Consider the following 20,344-nt stretch of genomic DNA (forward strand, 5'->3'; position numbering starts at 1 on the left):
AACTCCTCCTGCATCTATATAGCATCCGAATCGCCACTTACATCCAACCGCCGGAAGGCGGCTCCTTCTCTCTAGGCTGCCATGGGCCATCCGGAATCATGCCCAGTCCAAAAAATCCTATGACCGCCCCGATTGTTGTTCCGTCGGTATGAGACCGGCGGTCAAGCAGTCGTTCGGAGCGTCCATAGGACTACTTAAACCTATCAAACCGTTCTGACAGCCATAATCCGATACGCCGCCACGGGAACATGGGGCCCAGCTTCAAATCTTGTTGCCTGCCTACATTGTATCCGATGAAGACGAGCAGCGCAAAAAATAGCATATCCCAAAATCCGGCGATCAAATAAATGACGCCGAAAAAAATTCCAGCCGCGATGCCGATGATGCGATTCCTGTGACTCTCCCACCATTCATTCCACATCCGGAAAGCTCACCACCTATTCCACTCGCGCTTTGAAGGTCTGCGTCTGGACCACATTCGCCACATACACTGATACGTATGAGACCGGAATCCCCGTAATTTGCTGGACATAGTCGCGAACTTGGCGCTGGACCTCCTCCGTCAGCTCAGGAATGGATGTCTCGCCGTCTACGACCGTCCGGATAACAATGTCCAGACCGGCCTCATTCGTGCGGATGCGGGCCTTCAAGTCCTTGACTCCCCGTACCCGTCCGGCCGCCTTGAGCGCCAGGTTCTCTATCGTCTCAATCGAGATTTTGATATCGCCAATCTCTGTCCGCTGATCGATCGAAGGCAGCGCCGCACGCTCTCTGCGAATCGACACATAGAAAAAACGGATGCTCAACAAAAACAAGACGGCGGCGGTCGCGATGACCGTCGACTGCAGCCAGAACGGCTCCGTCAGCCGAATCGGTTGAGAGATGAAGCCTGAAGCGGCAAGAATGACAGCTATGGCAATCGTGCCGATCGCGAAACTGTATATAAACAGGAAGAGCCTGTCCACAATTTTGCTCACACTAGCCTGCCTCCTTTGAACAATATCGTATTGAATGGCAGTAAACCCCCTCCAAGAGGGGGTTCCATATCGATCTTATTTAACTCGGGCCGGATCCGTCTCTTCAACCTTCTCTTGCGACTTGAAATGGACATCATGCACGTGCACGTTCACTTCCACCACATGAAGCCCGGTCATCATCTCGATCGAGCGCTTGATGTTCTGCTGAATCTCGCTGGCTACGGTAGGAATGCGATGGCCGTACTCAATAATAATATTGACATCGACAGCCGCTTCACGCTGTCCTACTTCTACCTTCACGCCCTTGGACAAGTTCTTCCGTCCGAGCATCTCTGCGATGCCGCCGGCGAATCCGCCGCTCATGCCTTCTACGCCTTCCACTTCGATTGTCGCAAGACCGGCGATAACTGCAATAACCTCCGGCGCAATCTGGATGTTGCCCAGATCCGTGCGCTCAAATTCCGATGCGATTGCCTGATTCATCCGTCACACTCTCCTCATCTTTTTGTACTAGAGGCGTTCCTGTCCATGATTACCCTAACTATACCATTTGACCCTGCGTAAGACAAACGGCGCTGGCTTACCTAGGACTATTAGACCTCGTGTTCTTCCAAAAACTTAATGTCAAAATCGCCCTTGATGAACGTAGGGTGTTCAAGCAGGCGGATATGAAACGGTATTGTCGTATGAATGCCCTCGATGGCAAATTCGGCCAAGGCCCGCTTCATGCGGTCGATCGCCTCTTCGCGCGTCGGCGCCCACACAATAAGCTTGGCAATCATCGAATCATAATGCGGCGAGATCTGGCAGCCTGGATAGGCGGCGCTGTCGACGCGAACGCCAAATCCGCCCGGCGGCAGATAGAAACCGATCTGGCCGGCCGAAGGCATGAAGTTGCGTGCCGGATCCTCAGCATTAATGCGGCACTCTATAGCCCATCCGTCAATGACGACATCCTCTTGACGGAAAGATAAAGGTTCGCCTTGAGCGACGCGAATCATCTCCTGAATGAGATCGATTCCCGTAACCATCTCCGTCACCGGATGCTCAACTTGAATCCGGGTATTCATTTCCATAAAGTAAAAGTTGCCGTCCGGCCCGAGCAAAAACTCCAACGTCCCTGCACCGGAGTAATCGACAGCCAGCGCGGCCCGAACCGCGGCTTCTCCCATCCGCTCCCGGTCTTCGGGCGTCAATACCGGACACGGCGCTTCCTCGACCAGCTTCTGGCGGCGCCGCTGCACGGAGCAGTCGCGCTCACCCAAATGAACGGCATGACCATGCTTGTCGGCAATGATCTGAATTTCCACATGCTTCATTCCGGTTAAATACTTCTCCAGGTACACGCCCGGATTGCCGAACGCTTTCTCGGCTTCCTGCTGAGCAGCCGTCATCTGCTTGATCAGGGCTCCTTCGTCCTCCGCGATGCGGATTCCTTTGCCTCCGCCGCCTGCGGTAGCCTTAATAATGACGGGATATCCGATATCCCGCGCGATCATAAGCGCCTGCTCCAGATCCTCGACCAGTCCGTCCGATCCGGGAATAACCGGAACGCCGGCGTCCTTCATCGTCTGCTTGGCGACGGATTTGTCGCCCATGCGCTCGATGGCGTCTGCAGACGGACCGATGAACGTAATGCCGCATGATTCGCAGATCTCCGCGAAGTCCGCGTTCTCCGCCAGGAACCCGTAGCCCGGGTGCACGGCGTCGCATTCCGTCAACGTGGCGACACTCATCAGATTCGTAAAGTTCAAATAACTGTCCTTGGACGCGGTGGGACCGATGCAATAGGCTTCGTCCGCAAGACGCACATGCAGCGCTTCCCTGTCCGCCTCCGAATAGACGGCGACCGTCGCGATACCGAGCTCGCGGCAGGCGCGAATGATGCGAACGGCAATCTCACCGCGGTTAGCGATTAAAATCTTATGGAACTTCATCCTTGGACCTCCTTGGCTGGGCATCGTAATGGAATGACGGGATACGTCATTCTGGCTTCACCAGGAATAAAGGCTGGCCGAATTCGACCAATTGGCCGTTCGTTGCTAGCACCTCGACAATCTCGCCCTTGACCTCGGCTTCCAGCTCGTTCATCAATTTCATCGCTTCCAGAATGCACACAACCGTCTTCTCGTTAATCTTGTCGCCCGCCTTGACATACGGCGGTGATTCCGGCGAAGGCGCACTGTAGAAGGTGCCGACCATAGGGGATACGATGCGGACCAAGCCCGCCTGCTCTTCCTTCTTCTCCGGCTGTGTCTCAGCCGCTGCCGTGACCGCCTCTGCAGGGGCAGCGACCGCTGCTGGCGCAGGCGCTGGATATGTAAGCGGCGCGGCCGACTGTACATTGAACACCTCAGTCTTGCCGGGCTTCCGGATCGCGATGCGGCAGCCTTCGTTCTCTATTTCCAGTTCATGCACGGATGTCTGGTCCAGGAGCTTGATCAGTTCCTTGATTTCGCTAATTTTGAACAACGTGAATCACTCCTTGAGACGATATGTATGAGCAAGTAGATTATGTTATCAGGCGGACAATCTACGACGTATGTATTATATCATAATCGCCTCAAATGGAAAGAGCCCAGTTTTTAACCGGGCCAGTTCCGACAACTCCGCGGCAACTCCGCATTATTCCGAGACATACTGCACGCTTACCTTGTCCTGCGTAATGTTCAGCTCTTTCATCATTTTCGAGATGATGTCCACCGCTTCGGTCACTTCCATCTTGTTGCTCTGCACGACGACGGTGAACCGGTCGTCATTCTGCGTAATGACCGCGCTGTTGTAATCTTTCTGAAGCTCGCTTTCCAGATTGGAGATTTTGACCTCCCGCTCTTCCAGTTGATTCATATCTTCATAGGCTTGCGCCAGCTTGTCGCCCGTCGTCTTGTCATCGTTGATCATGCCCATCAGCTTTTCCAGCTCCTGCTGGTAATGCTCGTTGCGCTCCATCTGCTTCTGCTCGATCGTGCTTCGCTTCATGACGCCTTCAGCCACGACTTGATCCAGCATCGCCTGCTCTTTGTCCTCCGGAGTCGCATCTGGCGCCGCCACACCCTGTTCTGGCTGTCCGCCCTCGACGTTGACCGCAGGATCGGCTCCTTGCTCCGGAGCGGCCATTCCGTTCTCTGCCGCCTTGGCCTGCGCGTCCTCCCCTACGGACACCTCGGTCACTTCCACTTGCGGAAGCTGGGTCGCTTCAGTCGCATCGCCCTTCAGGTGCTGCTGCTCGGCCGCCATTTCAGGGGCTTTGGGCGTATCCTCCGTGAACAGATAATAAGCGGACAGCACCACCATCAAGCTGAGCATCGATACCAGCCATATCGTTTGTCTTTTCGTATTCATCGTCCTTTTTCTCCTCCTTCACGATTCATGCATTATGCAGGTTGATTTGCTACTCGGCGATTTTGCGCGGCACGACAGAGATTCGATAGGCCGGCACATTCAGCCCTTTCTCGACCGCATCGACGATGAGCGACTTGACAACGGCGTTCTCCGCTCCTTTGGCGACGACGACAACGCCGCGAACCTTCGGCTTGATGCGCTTGGTCACGATCGGCGTCTTGCCGCCGGTAGACTCATACATCACGATCTCGCCATCCCGGGTATGCTGCGTAGTATGCCGCTTGCCCCCGTTCGCATCGGACTCGTCCGTCAGCTGCTGATTGTCCTTGAAGTTGCGCTGGACAACAATTTCTTCCGTCGAGTCAATCGTGACCAACACATCGACTTGTCCCACCCCTACAATTTCCTCCAAAATGGACTTGACCCGGGCTTCGAATGTCATCTCCACCGACTCAAATGAGCCCGGCGCAGCCGGTGTGCTGGACGCGCTCTGTTCCGTGCCGTCAAAAACGCCTACCGCCGGCGGTTCCCGGCTCACATTGCTTGTGCCCTTCGGCCATCCGCCACCCCCGGACTGAAACGTGCCGTACAAGAGGAGCGCCGCGCCGGTCAAGCCGAGAAGAAGCAGCCAGCGGAACGCTTTGATGCGTGTGGAACCGTTCGAGCCCTTGCCGATCCACTGTTCAATCTGCTGCAACCATTTCGCCAACGCTATCGACCGCCTTTGCGTAGTATGGACCTGCTCTCACTTGTCCTATTTTCACCTATACGCGGGGCTGGCGATTTTATGACGGTTTGTCCGCATTTTTTTTGCGGCGGCTATCTTTTGAAGGCGCCTGCCGGGAGGGCACGTTCCGGCGACCAGGACACCGCAATCTGCTCGGGCTTCACGAGCCAGGCGGAGGTCAGCGCCCCAACGGCAGCCGCCTCCAGGCCCAGGAGCTCGCTGCTGCCCGTGCCAGAGGCTGACGCTTCCTCCGGCGCTCTCTCCGGCGTTCCCGGCGGCGGGCTGCCGGCCATCGAGCCGGCCTCTATTGGTTCGATCCGGACCGGCTCGATGGCCGCAACCGGGTTCGGCTCGGGCGGGCCACCGGAGCCCGGGGCTGCCGCCTGCCCGGTCGCTGGGGCTTCCTCCAAGGTGAGCGCGATCCGCTCAATCGCCGGCTGGCCCCGCCCGGCGTCCTGCGCCAGCGTCACGTGCACGGCCGCGACCTGAACGGCCGTTCCCCCGCTGGAGCCGGCAGCGCCTGCCTGGAGCAGCGCCCGGTTGATCTGCTCCTTCATGCTCGCTTCGATCTGCGCACCGGCTAATCGGAGCGCCTCCTGCTCGCGTGCGTGCGCCAGCCGTTCCCCTTCACGGCGGATCTGCTCCAGCGTCCTCCCTTCGGGACTCTTGGCGGACGAAGTGCTCAGCAGTGAATCCCATTCGCGGGCGAGCTCCGCCGTCACATTAGAGTCGAAGAGACGGAGCACCGGGGACAGCAGCGTGAGCAAAATTATGAGGCTGAGCATCAGCTTGACATAGCGCTGCATCGATCGGTTCGGCAGCAGCAGGTCGATGAAGGCGGCCAGCAAAATGACCATGATAATCTCTTTGAGCCATTGACTGAACCATTGCATACTCCTGCCTCCCTTCTCTTCCCCGGCCTACCTCATCATGACCGCGACATTGCCTGCCGTCAGCAGTATCGTAATAGCCAGGAAGAACATCAGGCCGACGGCCGCGAGCGCCGCGAAGACGTAGATCATGCTTTTGCCTACCGTCTTGAGGCACTCGGCTGCCGGCGTATCGCCAAGCGGCTGCATGATGGCGGAGGAGACGTTGTAGATGAGCGCGAGCGTCACGATTTTCAGCGCCGGGAACGCGCAGATGAACAGCAGGATGACCACCCCGGCCAAGCCGACCGCGTTCTTGACAAGCAGTGAAGCGGAAATGACCGTATCGGCGGCATCCGAGAAGACGCGTCCGACGACAGGCACGAAGTTGCCGGTAATATACTTCGCTGTCCGGACCGTCACGCCGTCGGTAACCGAGCTCGTCGCCCCCTGCACGGAGATGACGCCCAGGAAGACGGTCAGCAGGACGCCCAGCATGCCGATGCTGATCGTGCGCAGCAGATTGGCGAGTTGCGTTACTTTGTACTTCTCCGACAAGGCGCTAACAATGTGCAGCAGGGTGGAGAAGAACAGCAGCGGAAAGACGCCGGTATAGATTAGCGTTCCGATGAGATGCACCATGAAGACGATGAGCGGGTGCATGACCGAGACAGTAACGAGATTGCCCATCGAAGCAAGCAGCGTGAACAGAAGCGGCACCATCGCCATCATGAAATGAATCATGCCCGATATCGCTTCCTTCGCATAGCCGATCGCCACATGGAAGCTGTTGATGGCCAAAATAATGATGACCATATAAGAGACGGCATACGCGATCTTACTGACGGCATTCCGTTCGAACGCCGATTGCAGCGTCTCTAGCACCATGCTGAATACGGCCAGAATAACGATGGTCAGGATCAGCTTGCCGTTCAGGATCACTTCCTGTATAAGGAACTTGCCGAGCGCTTGCAGCACCGTCCCGGTTGTGAGCTTCTCTCCCCCGGGCAGCAGCAGATCGGCAAAGTCGGGCAGCGAGTCTCTCGGAAAAAAACCGCTGTATTTGCCCAGCAGTTCGTTCCAATAGCGCTCGACATCCCCCGTATCCAGCTTGTCCGCCTGCTCGCGGCCCCACTGTTCAGTTACCGCCTTCACACGAGTATTCCCCGCGTCCCCCCGAGGGGAATCGGGAGACGCGTACCCGGACCCGATGAAGGCGAACAGGAAGCACAGCAGAGCCGAGATCCAGATACGCAACCTCTTCAGCGGCGGCTTGTCTATCCGTCGTAATCGATTCATTCCCTCTCCACCTTATGTTGGAAGCAATCTCATTACGGTCTCGATAATGACGCTAATGATCGGAACCGCCAGCACCATGATGAGCACCTTGCCCGCCAGCTCGATCTTCGAGGCGATGCCTTCCTGACCGGCGTCCCGCACCACCTGTGCGCCGAATTCGGCAATATAGGCGATTCCGATAATCTTGAGAATCGTCTTCAGATAGACCGGCTGAATCCCGGATCGATCCGCCAGATCCTCCAGCACATGAATGACGATCTCGATTTTGCCGATAAGATAAATAAAAATAATAACTCCGGTCACGGCCGAGATCAGAAAGGCGAACATCGGCTTCTGTTCCTTGACCACCAGCACAAGGATGGCGGCAATCAATCCGAGACCGACCACCTGGATGATTTCCACGGAAATACACCTACCCGGAAAATGCGGCCGCGCCGCGCTTGTCAATTTCACTCATTGGAACAAAAAGATGGTCCGGATCTCTTGAAAGAGATGATCCAGCAGACGGACGACCATGAACAGGACAACGACGAAGCCGATGACCGTCACCCAATGCGCCATGTCCTCTTTGCCCATTTGCTTGAGCACCGTATGTATCATGGCCACGATAATGCCGATCCCGGCGATTTGGAAAATGGCGCTGACATCCACATTCATTTACTGGCACCTCAATACATCAAGATAACGGCCAACAAGCCGCTCAAAACGCCGAGACTCCGGCACATCGTGCCATACCGCTGGTATTCCTCCCGGGCCACGAATTCTTCCTGCTCCAGCTGCTTGATCGCATGGCGGATATGCTTGCGCTGATCGTCGCGATCGCTGATGCCGAGGCTGTAGCCCAATTCGAGCAGAATGCGCAGGTCTTCGTTCGCCAGCGCCGTATTCCCGCGATGGCGTTCCCAGGACAACTGCCACGCTTCGCGGGCAGTGAGCGGGACCGCATCCGCGGCGTCCATCGCCTGCGCCGCATCGGCGAAGACGGCGCGCAGCGGATGCGGAAGCTGACGGCTAATCTCGGCGAACGCCGCAGCAAGCGGCGTGTAGCCGTACACGATGGCCGTCTCGAGCCGCTGAAGCGTATGGTTGAGCAGGCGGAGTTGCTTCGGCCGCGCTGCGAAGGAAGCGGACTTGAGCCAGCCGATGCTGGCTGCTGCGGCGATCAAGATGGCCGATCCGAGCAGCTTGACCATTCCGCCTGCCTCCCCTCCATCGGCAGCACGGGCTTCTGCAGCACTCTGCCTTTCTCGTCGTATATTTTGCGCTGCCATTCCCTTTTGGTCCGGCGGAGCGTGACAATTCGGCGGAAAGTCCCTTCCTCGAGCAGCTGCCGAAGGCCGGGGCGTCGCAGCAGATCGTCCATATCCTCGGCATGCGCGGTCGATATGAGGCGGATGCCGGCATGCATCGCCTCTCTCATCGCCAGCACATCTTCCTCCCGTCCCATCTCGTCAACAGCCAGCACGTCGGGCGACATCGAACGGATGAACATCATCATCCCTTCCGCCTTGGGGCACCCGTCCATCACGTCGGTCCGATAGCCGAGATCATAGCTCGGCACGCCCTTGATGCAGCCGGCAATCTCGGACCGCTCGTCGACGACGCCTACCTTGAGCGCCTTCCACCTCGCTTCGGGATGATGCCATAATCCGCTGCTGATCGCCCGCACAAGGTCGCGCAGCAGTGTCGTCTTGCCCTGCTGCGGAGGCGACACGATCAGCGTATGATGAACATGCGCATGCTTGAAATCAAGCAGCATCGGCATGACCGGCGCCGCGATGCCGTGCACCTCGCGCGCAATCCGCAGATTGAAGCCGGTAATCTCCCGCAGATGGCTTACCCGGCCTTGTGTGAGCACCGTGCGTCCGGCGAGGCCAATCCGGTGTCCGCCGGGAATCGTGACGAATCCGCGGCGCAATTCTTCCTCCATCGTGTACAACGAATGATTCGTTATCAGATCGAGAAGCTGATGCCCATCCTCCCGGCTTGGGCGGTAGGCGGCATCCGGATTGTCCGTCCGCTCCCCACGCTCCGTCACGAGCTGGAAGTCGCCCATGACGCCGATTTCGAGCGGACGTCCTACGCGGATGCGAATCTCCTCCAGCTCCCGATATGTGCCGGCGGGCAGCCGCATCAGAATTGACTTGAGCATCGGCGGCAGCACCGCCGACCAGCTTAGCGCTTCCATTGGCATTCCCTCCCGTGTCATCATTCGACAGCCGGACAACCTTGGCTTGTATCCCTATATGTATGGCGCCGCGCCGCTTTTTATGCCCTCGCCGGGCCCGGCGCCTCGAATACCCGGTTCCTACTTTTTCAAAATGCCAATTAGCAGACAAGATACCCCGACCGCAATCCAGGCGATCTTGCTCCAGTTCAGCTTGTCTGCGATGCCGATGAGACCGATGGTCGTCGTCGCGATGAGAACGAGCGGACCGACTAGCGCAAGCATAGAATTAACGGCCAGCGCCTTCTCCGGCTCATTCAGCTTGAGCATAATCAGAGCCGCAGTGATTTCCAGGCAGCCCGATATGATACGGAGCCCTGACATACTGGCTACAAATTTATCGACGGACAACTTGGCACCTCCTTTCGCTGCAACGGTAACGGTTGAGCGGATCCTATTCTTCGGCATTTGACACCCGCAGGCTCAACACGTGTGCCTGTCCTTTTCCGTATATTGACCATTGTATGCGTACAACCGTCCCGTTCATGCTCGTCCTTTCGAACATCCCATCTTCTCCCTTGCCCCCACTTCCCGCCCGGGTAGGCACCTGTCAGCAGGCGGGCGCATATATTGCTTGCATGATTCGACTAATCTGGGGACATGAAGGGGATTATGTGATGAGTCTTTCTGAACCTCAAATCGAACTATGGCCTCGCGCCATGGTAGATCCGAGCGGAGTACGAACCCACAAGCCGAGAACAACCGGATTGACGATGGTAATGGACAAAGGCTTGGGAGCGAACGCATTTACCGATCTGCTCTCTTCAGCTCATGAGCATATCGATATCATTAAGCTGGGCTTCGGCACGGCTGCGGTTACGCCGGCCCCGCTGTTGTCATGGAAGCTGGACACAGCGCGGCAGTATGGCGTTACGGTTATGCCAGGGGGGACATTTCTCGAATACGCCGTCGCCAAAGGCATGGTCGAACCATTTTTTCATATGATGAAAGAAATGGGCTTCACTGGAATCGAAGTATCTGACGGGACGATCGCGCTGCCGCGGCAGAAGCGCAATGACCTGATCCAACGCGCCCGCGAGGAAGGGTTCTTCGTCTGCTCCGAATATGGAAAGAAAGCGGCCGGCTCCACCTTCATTTGGGATGATGTTTTGGAAGCGTTCAATGAAGATATTGCGCATGGCGCCGAATGGATGACGCTTGAAGGCAGAGAATCGGGAGCAGGTGTAGGCGTATTTGACGAGCGGGGGATCTGCGATACGGAGATGGTGTCGCTGATTGCCGAAGCGGTCCACTCCCCGCAGCGGCTCATGTGGGAGGCTCCGCGCAAGGCTCAGCAGACCGCCATTCTCCGAACGCTCGGTCCGCAAGCCAATCTGGGCAATATCGCGCCGGATGATATTATCGCTTGCGAGGCGCTTCGGCGGGGACTTCGTTCGGATACGATGGGTCATTTGCTGGATACGGTGAAGTAGAGCCGCAATCTAACGGCATCGCCAGTGCGAATTCGAGAGAGAGGGAGGGGGGAGCACCTATGCAAGTCGATGTCATAGCTAGCGTCAATGAAGCAAGAGCGATTGAACTGGCTAACCGGACGGTCATCGTCATCGATGTGCTTCGGGCCACGAGCACCATCATTACCGCGCTGGCGCACGGGGCAGCAGGCATCCTGCCGGTCGAAACGGTCCAGCAGGCCAAGCAAGCTGCCCGTGACGGGGACATAACGGGAGGCGAGCGTAATTGCAAAAAAATACCGGGATTCGATGCCGGCAATTCTCCGTTCGAATATATGGGCGAGAGCGTATACGGGAGGCGTGTCGTGTTGACGACGTCGAACGGGACACGGGCCATTCACAAAGCGTCGAAAGCCGATGTCATATTGGCCGGCGCCTTCCTTAACGCGTCGGAATGCGCGCGCACCGCCTACCAATTGCGCAAAGACATTGCGCTATTATGCGCCGGCACGCAAGATGAGTTCGCCTTCGAGGACGCTCTATGCGCCGGTCTCATCGTTGCCGAGCTGTTCCGGCTTGGCTGCCCGGAACAGGAGATGCGTACGAATGATCTCGGAAGCATTCTTATCAGCGCCTATCAACACCATGCAGGAGAGATTCCGGCTGCGCTGCTCGCCTGCTCCGGCGGCATGCGCCTTGCCAAGCTGGGCTACGCCAAGGATGTTGAATTCTGTGCCGGCATCGATACGGTGTCGGTCGTACCGGTATGGGTTCAGCAGATGATGCTTCCGTTTGCGCCATAGGACGCGGCAGTTCATGGATGATAAGGTATGATCATTGTTCTAAACGGAGAGGGCTTGTTCATACAGTAAATAGAGGATGTTCAATACGTCCCCTTTTGATCAATTGGACGGACAAACTTTCTTGTCGAGGAGCAATAATCATGAATGGCGAGTTGGTACTGGTTGTACTCATTGTTGTCGGACTGGTCAGCCGTTCTCCGATCATTACGACGGCTGCATGCATCCTGCTTATCGTCAAGCTCGTACATCTGGAACGGTATCTGCCTGCCATCGAGCGGAGAGGACTGGAATTGGGGCTGCTGTTCCTGACGATAGCCGTACTTGTTCCCTTCGCCGCCGAGCGGATTACGTCCGAACATCTATGGAGCACACTGACATCTTGGCCGGGAATTATCGCGTTGGCCGGCGGCGCTATCGCCACATCCATGAACGGCAGAGGCCTGGAGCTGCTGAAAACAGATCCTCAGATGATCGTTGGCCTCGTTGCCGGGTCTCTTATCGGGATCATTCTATTGCGGGGCGTGCCTGTGGGTCCGCTGATGGCGGCCGGAATCACAGCCTTGCTCTTGACTATTAGCCGGTGGATTATTGATAAGTTCTAGCCGCTTCTCCCCGCCTCTTATTTGAGGCATGACAACAAGCCGGCCCTCGCGGACCGGCTTATCTTGTGCACAGCTTCCTATATTTATCTGCGATTTATCTGCGGTCTTTCGGACCGCCGACGAACGCTTCCTCTACCGCATCAAGCCCGTATGAAGTGTGAAGTGCAGCAATAATATCATTCAGCTTGGAGTTCAACACGACGCAGGACACTTTGATCTCGGAGGTGCTTACCATTTTAATGCTAACGCCTGTCTCCGAGATGACACGGAACATTTGCGCCGCGACACCAGGGTGGCTGACCATGCCCGCGCCGACGATCGAGATTTTGACCAGATCCGCTTCAGAGGTCACTTCGCGGTAAGGAACTTCACTCCGGATGTTCTCCAGTACCTGAACAGCGCGATCCCGGTCATGCAGCGCGGTCGTGAACGAGAAATCGGCTTCCCCGTTCGTTACCCCGCTCTGAACGATGATATCTACATCGATCTGCGCATCGGCGAGCGCGCCGAACATGCGGGCGAGCACCCCCGGAAGATCGGCTACGCCCAGAACACTAATGCGCGCCACATTTTTGTCATAGGCGATGCCGCTAACGACCACCCCTTGCTCCATCTTCGCTTCCTCCTTCACATAGGTCCCTTCATTGTAATTGAAGCTTGATCGCACGACGAGACAGACCTTGTTATGCTTCGCATATTCTACAGCCCGGGGGTGAAGAACCGCCGCGCCAAGATTGGCCAGCTCCAGCATTTCATCGTATGAGATCTCCTTCAGCTTGCGCGCACGGCGCACGATTCTCGGATCGGTAGAATAGATTCCGTCGACATCCGTATAGATTTCACACACATCGGCTTCAATCGCCGCAGCCAGCGCGACCGCCGTCGTGTCGGATCCGCCGCGGCCGAGGGTTGTAATCTCTCCATCCTCGGTCATGCCTTGGAAGCCGGCGACGATAACAATGTTCCCCGCTTGCAGCGCCGCATGCACGCGCTCCGGAACGATGTCCATAATACGCGCCTTCCCATGCGTGGCATCGGTCCGGAAGCCCGCCTGCCAGCCGGTCATCGACATGGACGCATGGCCCAGCTTCTGGATGGCCATCGATAACAGGGACACCGAGATCTGCTCGCCCGTTGTCAGCAGCATATCCATCTCACGTGCCGGCAGTTGATCGTTTATACTTTTCGCTTGATCAATCAAATCATCCGTCGTATCGCCCATCGCAGACACAACGACAACACATTGGTGGCCTTCTAATTTTTTCTGTACGATCCGTTCGGCAACCTGCTTCATCCGTTCGACCGTACCGACGGAGCTGCCTCCGAACTTCATAACGTATAGTGCCACGCTGACTCACTCCCACCCTAAATGGACTGTATCAATCATTAATTGCATATTATAGCACGTTTTTGGGTGGATGGAAGAAAAAAATACAAAAATCACGGACGTCCTGACACCCTTCATCGGAATTCGTTCGGATTGGGCAAAATAGAAGATACTGTGCTCATGACCTTTGAATATCGTCCCCATCGCTCAGGACCTTTCTCTACTCATTTTGTACTCCTTCTGTACCCATCCAATGATTCTCCCAGACACTCAGGTAAACTCGCTTATCCTTATGCTAAACCTCCCAAATATTCAGGTAAGTTCGCGCATCCTCATAGCGAGTCTCCCGTACATTCAGGTAACCCCGTATAACCTTATGACAAGCCTCCCATTCGTTAGGTAACCTTCTACATCCATATACCGAGTCTCCCAAGCGCTCAGGTCCTACAATCTTCAACAAATCGCTTCCTTATTAATGAGTCGGACATGCCACAACCAGGTTACGGTTTCAATGGACTTTTTTAGGGAATATCATCCCACTTTCATGCTTGATATGGAAACATATGTTTGGTATAATCAAAATGAGAACATTTGTTTGCATTTAAAAGGAGGCTGCTGGGATGAATGGCTGGTCGAACGTCGGCACGTTGGAGGAGTTAATGAATCTATTCCCTACAGAAGAATCATGCATTCCTGCTCTGTTTGCGTCGAGATGGCCTCATGGCTTTCGCTGCCCGAACTGCCGGCATGCCCGCGCCTATATAATCCGAACAAGGCGGGTTCCTCTGTATGAATGCAGCGACTGCAAGCACCAGACGTCTCTGACGGCCGGCACAATTCTGGAAGGAAGCCGGACCTCTTTGCGGAAATGGATCGCAGCGATTTGGCTTGTCTCTCATCCTGATGAAGGAATTAATGCGGTTAGGCTGAGCTCTGTGCTTAAGATTACCTATAAAACAGCATGGGCGATGCTGCATAAGATTCGGATAGCGATTAGTTGTGCCGATGAAGAAGAACGGCTTGATCATCGTGTGTTTGGCTTTATTGCCTTTAATGGCCCGCGCCAATATCCCAATGTCGAGCTGGGTCCGCGGGAGCAACCGATTATCGTGTCAGTCTCTTTGGATTCGAACGGGGAAGAACGTCAATATAAAATGAAGCAGATTAACCGGCGGCATATATCCGGCAAGCTGTTGCTTCCTTGCGGCCGCGATCATTTTATTGCAGAACATGTCTCTGCGCCGGAGTCCATGATCTCTATCATCCGCCAACGATTTCGGGTTAAGCAAAATAGTCCTCTGTATGGTGTGTTCCGGCGTGCGCAGCGTTGGTTATCCGAGACGTTCCGCGGAATTAGCGGCAAGTATTTGCAGTATTATTTGGACGAATTTTGTTATCGTGAAAATGCCGCCGCCCGCCAGACAGCAGGATGGGAACCCTTGGCGGCGATATGCTTTGCCAACAACGGGGCAAGACGCCGTTATTTATGGAGGGTATCCTCCTCTAAAACTTCCGTTCACTTGCTTACGGCTGCCTAAAAGAATTGATGCAGGAATTCGGGAAAAATCTATGCCTGCTGGACTGATCAGTCCCTCTGTTCTTAGTAATTTTTCGTTGAGAATCCCACATCAAAAAGTTCCATTTTTTGATTGGGTCGTTTTTTTGCTGATCACAACATTATCGTGCTCCAGAGTAAAGCTTTCCTGAGTCACCGGGATAACGGAATGATGGATAATGAATGATGGATAATGGAATGAGTGCTACCGAAATGAGGGATGAGAGGATATTGGTGTTGGCACTCCTCGCGAAAGAGAACCCTGAGCAAAGGGGATATTATGCATAAGGTAAAGATATAGAGATCCTGGTCTCGCAATCTGAACATCGTTATTCGTCATCTCAGGCATATTAAAGGTCATATCTCACGGTGTTTCTGGTTATCTCAGACAAATAGTTAACGGTAATGCCAGAGCGTATTTATGATTCTATGCAGGTAGAATGAATGGTTATGTTAGCGTAAACGGTCTTGATAGCCAGATCCTACACGCTTGACTTCCTGAGTTACGGGGATACTGTTCATAAGAGGTCGAGCATACTTATCTACATAGATTCGCGGATGTGTAACAGTTTAAGAGATTTAAGACATCCGTATCCCCAAGGCAAGGCAACCCCCCGGAAGCGAGCTTGCTTCCGGGGGGTTGCCTTTCGGAGCGGGCGATTACCGCCGTTCGCTAGTATTATGTTATGCGCGGGAAATATATTTACCTTCGCGCGTGTCGATCAGAAGGACGTCGCCTTCGTTGATGAACAGTGGCACTTGAACGTTGAGGCCGGTTTCCACGGTTGCGTTTTTCGTTGCGCCCGTTGCGGTGTTGCCCTTGACGCCCGGCTCTGTCTCAACGACCTTCAGCTCAACGCTGTTCGGGAGATTGATGCCGATAATCTCGCCTTGGTAGCTGCTGATATGAACGATCATGTTGTCTTTGAGGAAGTTCAGTTCCCATTCGAGCTGATCCTTCGTCAGATTGAACTGATCATAGGACTCATTATCCATGAACGTATATTCATCTCCGCTGTTGTACAGGTATTGTACTTCGCGGTTATCGATTTGCGCCCTCGCAAGCGTTTCGCCCGCGCGGAACGTTTTCTCCACCGTGTTGCCGTTGCGCAGGTTTTTCAACTTGGAGCGCACAAACGCGGCGCCTTTGCCCGGCTTCACATGCTGGAAATCGAGGACCGTAAAAATATCTCCGTCCACTTCAACTGTCAATCCTGTCTTAAAATCGTTAACTGATATCATTCGCTTGATTCCCTCCTACAATTATGCAACCCAGATTCCTTGGACGGAGTAGATCCCTGATGCTCCCCAATCCTGTCCGACTACATGTCCAATACGAGCAGTTCCTTGGTCGATTGAGTAATAATCTCAATTCCACTGTCCGTAATGACAATATCATCCTCAATGCGCACACCGCCGAAGCCCGGCAAATAGATGCCCGGCTCGACCGTTACCGTCATGCCCGGGGCGAGCACATCATCGGACGAAGAAGCAAGACGAGGCATTTCATGGATTTCCATGCCTACGCCGTGCCCGGTGCTGTGTCCGAACTGATCGCCATATCCATGGCGCTTGATAATATCGCGCGCCAACGCGTCGGCTTCCCGTCCCGTCATGCCCGGACGGATGTGAGCCAGCGCATTCAGCTGCGCTTCCAGTACAATATTGTAAATGTCCCGGTGTTTATCCGACGGAGTGCCGAGAACGACAGTCCGTGTCAGATCGGAACAGTAGCCGTTGTACAATGCGCCGAAATCAAATTTGATGAATTCATTGCCTTGAATGACCCGTTCGCTCGCCACGCCGTGCGGAAGAGCCGAGCGCTCCCCGGATGCAACGATCGTATCGAACGAACTGGACGTCGCCCCATGCTTGCGCATGAAGAACTCCATTTCCAAAGCGAGATCCTTCTCCCGCACACCAGGCTTGATGAAGCCAAGTATGTGGCTGAAGGTTGTGTCGGCAAGTTGGGCCGCTTCCCTCATTACCGCCAGTTCCTCCGCATCCTTGATCATGCGCAGATCTTCTACCAGTCTGCCGACCGGAACCAGCTCGATTCCTTGCAGCTGCTCGCTGTATGCGGCATACGTCGAATACGTCACATGCTCCTGCTCGAAGCCGATACGGGTTAGTCCCGCCTCCGACAGCAGCTGCTTCAGCGTGTCTGTCATTTTCGGCGCGTGCTCCACCACTTGCATATGCTTCGCCTGATCCGATGCTTGCGTCGTGTAACGGAAATCCGTCATTAGAACCGCCCGATCGGCTGTAATGAAGACGTAGCCTGAAGAACCGGTAAATCCGGTCAAATACCGCCGGTTAACAGCACTGGCCACAAACAGTGCTTCCAAGCCGCGAGCTTCCATCGCTGCTCTCAATCGAGTAATGCGGTGTTGACTCATTCTCATCATCTCCTGACATGGACTATTGTCAATCCGTAATTCGGGCCGCCCGATTATTCCCGCTTCGAATCGGTTATAGCCTGGTGAAGCGCCACAAGTCCCAACTCGTAGGACCTCGATCCGAACCCCGCAATCTGACCGAGGACAACCGGTGCGGTTACCGATACATGCCGGAAGGCTTCCCTTTTATGTATGTTCGACATATGGACTTCAACTGTCGGGATATTTACGGCGCTAATCGCATCGCGCAGCGCATAGCTGTAATGCGTCAGTGCGCCCGGATTGATTAGGATGCCGTCATGCGTGCCGTAAGCGGCATGAATGCGGTCGATCAGTTCGCCTTCGTGATTGCTCTGGAAGGTCTCCAACTGAACGCCCCATTCCTCCGCCATCCTCGACAGCCTGCCCTCTATCGCGGCCAACGATTCGTCTCCATAGACTCCGGGCTCGCGTATGCCGAGCATGTTCAGATTCGGTCCGTTCAATACCAGATAGGAAGCCAAGCCGTACACCCCTTTCCCCGTACACGATTACATGAGAATCCTCACGTATTTTAACATACGAAGCGGCAAATGAGAAGCGTAACCACAGAGGAGAAGGTACTTTCGAAGCGTACTTTCCGGCACCCGGACGAATTACATGACAGGCTGAGGCTGCGAGCGGTCGTCGGATGCATCCCCGCCGCCGTCCTTTTCTCCCTTGTCCGGCGAATCTTGCCGGTCTCCCGACGCATCGGATTGCTCCGAATCTTGCGGCTCCCGCTCCCGCTCTTCATTGAACTCCGTCGCCACAGTGTAGCCGATGAACAGCCCCCACAGCAGCATCGTGCACGATTCTGTCCATATCGTATTCCATGTCGTATGCCGCACCGGCGGAACCAAGCCTAGCATTGGCCCGGGTGCAACGAATAGGATAACCCACCACACGAGGCCGAAGACGACGCCCGCCCAAGGGCCAGGCACTTTGCGGAGCACAAGCACATACAACAGCGCCGCCAAAATCGAGAAGACGATGAATGTACCCAAGCCGAGAAGCTGGCCGTACCCCGTTGTCAAATAGGCATGCTTGAAAAACGGCTCGACCAAAAAACCGGGCACGATAATCGTAAAGTGAAAAATATAGCTGAGCCAATGCAGTCCCCCCCATATCAACCCGGCAAAAAAGCCGGTCACCACGCCGAACGAGAACGGATTCGTCCGCTGCTGCTGCATGCGAGTTTGTCGTTCGTTCATTTCGATTGCTCTCCTTTCCTCGGACATAATATATGCGGTAGTATGCACCAATCAGGAAAGGGAGATTACAGAATTCCGCATTGAAATCATGAAGTGGAAAACGGTGTTGAAATTCGTTACAATAATATAACATTCCTAATACATTAGTACTGACGGAACAACTGTTTTGAATACATGAGGATGGTGAAGAATTTGTCTGAACAGCAAAACCGGTCAATTTATGGCGGACAGGCCGTTATCGAGGGCGTCATGTTCGCTGGCAAGCATGTCAATGTGACAGCGGTCCGCCGTAAAAATAAGGAAATCACTTTTTATGAAGTTCCGCGCGAAGACAAGCCTTGGCTTACCGCATTGAAGAAGATTCCCTTTATTCGCGGGTTCGTCAGCCTGCTGGACGCGAGCGGCAAAGGGTATCAGCACTTGACTTATGCGGCGGAGAAGTACGCCGAGGATGAAGAAGGAGAGGAGGCGGCCGAACAAGGCAAAGACGATGGTAAATGGAATCTCGTCATGATTATCGGGGTCGCAGCCGTCGGCGTTCTGTCGCTTATTTTCAGCAAGGTCATCTTTACCGCCGTCCCTGTCGTCATCGAGCAATTTTTATTCGGAAAAGCATTCGATAATCGGGTCATTCATACGCTGATTGAAGGAATTATTAAAATTATTTTCCTGCTTGCCTACTTGTGGCTAATCGCCAAGACGCCGATTATACGAAGACTGTTCCAGTACCACGGCGCGGAACATAAGGTGATCAGCGCTTATGAAGCAGGGCTGGAGCTGACGGTGAAGAATGTACAGAAGTTCAGCACGCTTCATTACCGCTGCGGCAGCAGCTTTATCATTTTATCGGTCATCGTAGGTGTCGTCATTTACTCCTTCATTCCATATGATAATTTATGGGAACGGATTTATCCTCGACTCCTGCTTATCCCTGTCGTCATGGGCGTAGCTTATGAGTTCCTCCGCCTGACCAATGCGCTGAGAGATGTTCCCGTGCTGCGCTGGCTCGGCTACCCCGGCTTGTGGCTGCAGATGCTGACGACGAAGCAGCCGACCGACGATCAAGTGGAAGTATCCATCGCTTCGTTCAACCGAATGCGCGAGTTGGATCAGGAGTTAACCGCGAAGAAAGCGGCCTCCTGAGCAGCATCGGCTTCTGCGGTAGAAGACCACAGGCGAAAGGAATGATGATATGCGCGCATTTCCAAGATGGGCTCTGGCTGTAATCCTTGCATTGGCCGGGATTGGCGTACTGTACTCCGCCCTGCAAAGAGGCATAGCATCGTTGCTCATTCCCGTCGTGCTGATTGCAGCGGTGTTCCTCCTATATAAGCTGGGACCGAAGAAATCAGCTGCCCCCAAAATCAAGAAGTCGGCACAGACAGAAGCCAAGGCAAAGGGCAACGTGAAGGGCATCGCGAACCGGCAGCCTAAGCGGATCCGGCCCCGATCTCAGGCCAACCTGCGGGTCATTGAAGGAAGCAAGCCGAAGGATAACAAGAAGAATACGAAGTAGCGGAACGGAAGCGCTCGCCATGGCGCTTCCTTTTTTATTTCTTAACATTTCATTAAT

The 20,344-nt window shown here is 54.8% G+C and carries 25 protein-coding genes; 6 read left to right on the top strand and 19 right to left on the bottom strand.

Annotated features, from left to right (window positions below; translation table 11 throughout):
- Positions 1 to 190 precede the first annotated feature (190 nt).
- The 14 genes from FLT43_RS05915 to FLT43_RS05980 form a co-directional block, all read right to left on the bottom strand.
- Positions 191 to 421: a DUF2273 domain-containing protein gene (locus tag FLT43_RS05915; RefSeq protein WP_087442582.1), complete on the bottom strand. Its 231-nt coding sequence runs from the start codon at positions 419 to 421 to the stop codon at positions 191 to 193.
- A 16-nt stretch (positions 422 to 437) separates the two neighbouring features.
- On the bottom strand, positions 438 to 977 hold the full coding sequence (gene amaP, locus FLT43_RS05920; protein WP_087442581.1) for an alkaline shock response membrane anchor protein AmaP: 540 nt from the start codon (positions 975 to 977) through the stop codon (positions 438 to 440).
- Positions 978 to 1,052: 75 nt separating this feature from the next.
- On the bottom strand, positions 1,053 to 1,460 hold the full coding sequence (locus tag FLT43_RS05925) for an Asp23/Gls24 family envelope stress response protein (RefSeq protein WP_087442580.1): 408 nt from the start codon (positions 1,458 to 1,460) through the stop codon (positions 1,053 to 1,055).
- Between the two features lie 110 nt (positions 1,461 to 1,570).
- Positions 1,571 to 2,914, bottom strand: a complete 1,344-nt coding sequence (gene accC / locus FLT43_RS05930) for an acetyl-CoA carboxylase biotin carboxylase subunit (protein ID WP_087442579.1) — start codon at positions 2,912 to 2,914, stop codon at positions 1,571 to 1,573.
- Between the two features lie 46 nt (positions 2,915 to 2,960).
- Positions 2,961 to 3,449: an acetyl-CoA carboxylase biotin carboxyl carrier protein gene (accB, locus tag FLT43_RS05935; protein ID WP_087442578.1), complete on the bottom strand. Its 489-nt coding sequence runs from the start codon at positions 3,447 to 3,449 to the stop codon at positions 2,961 to 2,963.
- 153 nt (positions 3,450 to 3,602) lie between these two features.
- The gene (locus FLT43_RS05940; RefSeq protein WP_087442577.1) at positions 3,603 to 4,319 is read right to left on the bottom strand and encodes a SpoIIIAH-like family protein; all 717 of its coding nucleotides are present in this window, start codon (positions 4,317 to 4,319) and stop codon (positions 3,603 to 3,605) included.
- A 49-nt stretch (positions 4,320 to 4,368) separates the two neighbouring features.
- Positions 4,369 to 5,028 (bottom strand): stage III sporulation protein AG, encoded by a 660-nt coding sequence (spoIIIAG, locus tag FLT43_RS05945; protein WP_087442576.1) that lies wholly within the window; start codon positions 5,026 to 5,028, stop codon positions 4,369 to 4,371.
- Between the two features lie 110 nt (positions 5,029 to 5,138).
- Positions 5,139 to 5,939, bottom strand: a complete 801-nt coding sequence (gene spoIIIAF, locus FLT43_RS05950) for a stage III sporulation protein AF (RefSeq protein ID WP_087442575.1) — start codon at positions 5,937 to 5,939, stop codon at positions 5,139 to 5,141.
- 27 nt (positions 5,940 to 5,966) lie between these two features.
- On the bottom strand, positions 5,967 to 7,214 hold the full coding sequence (gene spoIIIAE / locus FLT43_RS05955; RefSeq protein ID WP_087442574.1) for a stage III sporulation protein AE: 1,248 nt from the start codon (positions 7,212 to 7,214) through the stop codon (positions 5,967 to 5,969).
- 12 nt (positions 7,215 to 7,226) lie between these two features.
- Positions 7,227 to 7,616 (bottom strand): stage III sporulation protein AD, encoded by a 390-nt coding sequence (gene spoIIIAD / locus FLT43_RS05960; RefSeq protein ID WP_087442573.1) that lies wholly within the window; start codon positions 7,614 to 7,616, stop codon positions 7,227 to 7,229.
- 51 nt (positions 7,617 to 7,667) lie between these two features.
- Positions 7,668 to 7,871 (bottom strand): stage III sporulation protein AC, encoded by a 204-nt coding sequence (gene spoIIIAC / locus FLT43_RS05965; RefSeq protein ID WP_006676747.1) that lies wholly within the window; start codon positions 7,869 to 7,871, stop codon positions 7,668 to 7,670.
- Between the two features lie 11 nt (positions 7,872 to 7,882).
- Complete coding sequence (gene spoIIIAB, locus FLT43_RS05970) at positions 7,883 to 8,407, bottom strand: stage III sporulation protein SpoIIIAB (RefSeq protein WP_087442572.1); 525 nt, start codon at positions 8,405 to 8,407, stop codon at positions 7,883 to 7,885.
- A complete protein-coding gene (gene spoIIIAA, locus FLT43_RS05975; RefSeq protein WP_087442571.1) occupies positions 8,377 to 9,402 on the bottom strand; it encodes a stage III sporulation protein AA in 1,026 nt (341 codons plus the stop codon). The genes spoIIIAB and spoIIIAA overlap by 31 nt, the downstream gene beginning before the upstream one ends.
- A 120-nt stretch (positions 9,403 to 9,522) precedes the next feature.
- The gene (locus FLT43_RS05980; RefSeq protein WP_174818139.1) at positions 9,523 to 9,792 is read right to left on the bottom strand and encodes a YqhV family protein; all 270 of its coding nucleotides are present in this window, start codon (positions 9,790 to 9,792) and stop codon (positions 9,523 to 9,525) included.
- 266 nt (positions 9,793 to 10,058) lie between these two features.
- On the opposite strand from FLT43_RS05980, the gene comA reads away from it, so the two are divergent.
- From comA to FLT43_RS05995, 3 genes are all read left to right on the top strand, one after another.
- Positions 10,059 to 10,874 carry a phosphosulfolactate synthase gene (gene comA, locus FLT43_RS05985; protein WP_087442570.1) on the top strand — a complete coding sequence of 272 codons (816 nt, stop codon included), beginning with the start codon at positions 10,059 to 10,061 and terminating at the stop codon, positions 10,872 to 10,874.
- A gap of 59 nt (positions 10,875 to 10,933) precedes the next feature.
- The gene (locus FLT43_RS05990; protein ID WP_087442569.1) at positions 10,934 to 11,656 is read left to right on the top strand and encodes a 2-phosphosulfolactate phosphatase; all 723 of its coding nucleotides are present in this window, start codon (positions 10,934 to 10,936) and stop codon (positions 11,654 to 11,656) included.
- A gap of 140 nt (positions 11,657 to 11,796) precedes the next feature.
- Complete coding sequence (locus FLT43_RS05995; RefSeq protein ID WP_087442568.1) at positions 11,797 to 12,258, top strand: DUF441 domain-containing protein; 462 nt, start codon at positions 11,797 to 11,799, stop codon at positions 12,256 to 12,258.
- Between the two features lie 94 nt (positions 12,259 to 12,352).
- Here the strand turns inward: FLT43_RS05995 and FLT43_RS06000 are convergent, their stop codons facing one another.
- Complete coding sequence (locus FLT43_RS06000) at positions 12,353 to 13,606, bottom strand: aspartate kinase (RefSeq protein WP_087442567.1); 1,254 nt, start codon at positions 13,604 to 13,606, stop codon at positions 12,353 to 12,355.
- A gap of 599 nt (positions 13,607 to 14,205) precedes the next feature.
- Here FLT43_RS06000 and FLT43_RS06005 point away from each other — a divergent pair.
- A complete protein-coding gene (locus FLT43_RS06005) occupies positions 14,206 to 15,123 on the top strand; it encodes a transposase (RefSeq protein WP_087442566.1) in 918 nt (305 codons plus the stop codon).
- A gap of 701 nt (positions 15,124 to 15,824) precedes the next feature.
- Here the strand turns inward: FLT43_RS06005 and efp are convergent.
- The 4 genes from efp to FLT43_RS06025 all read right to left on the bottom strand — a co-directional run bounded on the left by efp (position 15,825) and on the right by FLT43_RS06025 (position 18,771).
- A complete protein-coding gene (gene efp / locus FLT43_RS06010; RefSeq protein WP_087442565.1) occupies positions 15,825 to 16,382 on the bottom strand; it encodes an elongation factor P in 558 nt (185 codons plus the stop codon).
- 80 nt (positions 16,383 to 16,462) lie between these two features.
- Positions 16,463 to 17,539 (bottom strand): M24 family metallopeptidase, encoded by a 1,077-nt coding sequence (locus tag FLT43_RS06015; RefSeq protein ID WP_087442564.1) that lies wholly within the window; start codon positions 17,537 to 17,539, stop codon positions 16,463 to 16,465.
- Between the two features lie 53 nt (positions 17,540 to 17,592).
- Positions 17,593 to 18,042: a type II 3-dehydroquinate dehydratase gene (gene aroQ / locus FLT43_RS06020; protein ID WP_087442563.1), complete on the bottom strand. Its 450-nt coding sequence runs from the start codon at positions 18,040 to 18,042 to the stop codon at positions 17,593 to 17,595.
- A gap of 132 nt (positions 18,043 to 18,174) precedes the next feature.
- On the bottom strand, positions 18,175 to 18,771 hold the full coding sequence (locus tag FLT43_RS06025) for a YqhR family membrane protein (RefSeq protein WP_087442562.1): 597 nt from the start codon (positions 18,769 to 18,771) through the stop codon (positions 18,175 to 18,177).
- Positions 18,772 to 18,963: 192 nt separating this feature from the next.
- On the opposite strand from FLT43_RS06025, the gene FLT43_RS06030 reads away from it, so the two are divergent.
- Together FLT43_RS06030 and FLT43_RS06035 are read left to right on the top strand one after the other, a co-directional pair.
- Positions 18,964 to 19,914 (top strand): DUF1385 domain-containing protein, encoded by a 951-nt coding sequence (locus FLT43_RS06030; protein WP_087442675.1) that lies wholly within the window; start codon positions 18,964 to 18,966, stop codon positions 19,912 to 19,914.
- Between the two features lie 49 nt (positions 19,915 to 19,963).
- A complete protein-coding gene (locus FLT43_RS06035) occupies positions 19,964 to 20,287 on the top strand; it encodes a hypothetical protein (RefSeq protein ID WP_087442561.1) in 324 nt (107 codons plus the stop codon).
- The last annotated feature ends 57 nt before the right edge of the window (positions 20,288 to 20,344 follow it).

The organism is Paenibacillus thiaminolyticus, assembly GCF_007066085.1.
Lineage (GTDB): Bacteria > Bacillota > Bacilli > Paenibacillales > Paenibacillaceae > Paenibacillus_B > Paenibacillus_B thiaminolyticus.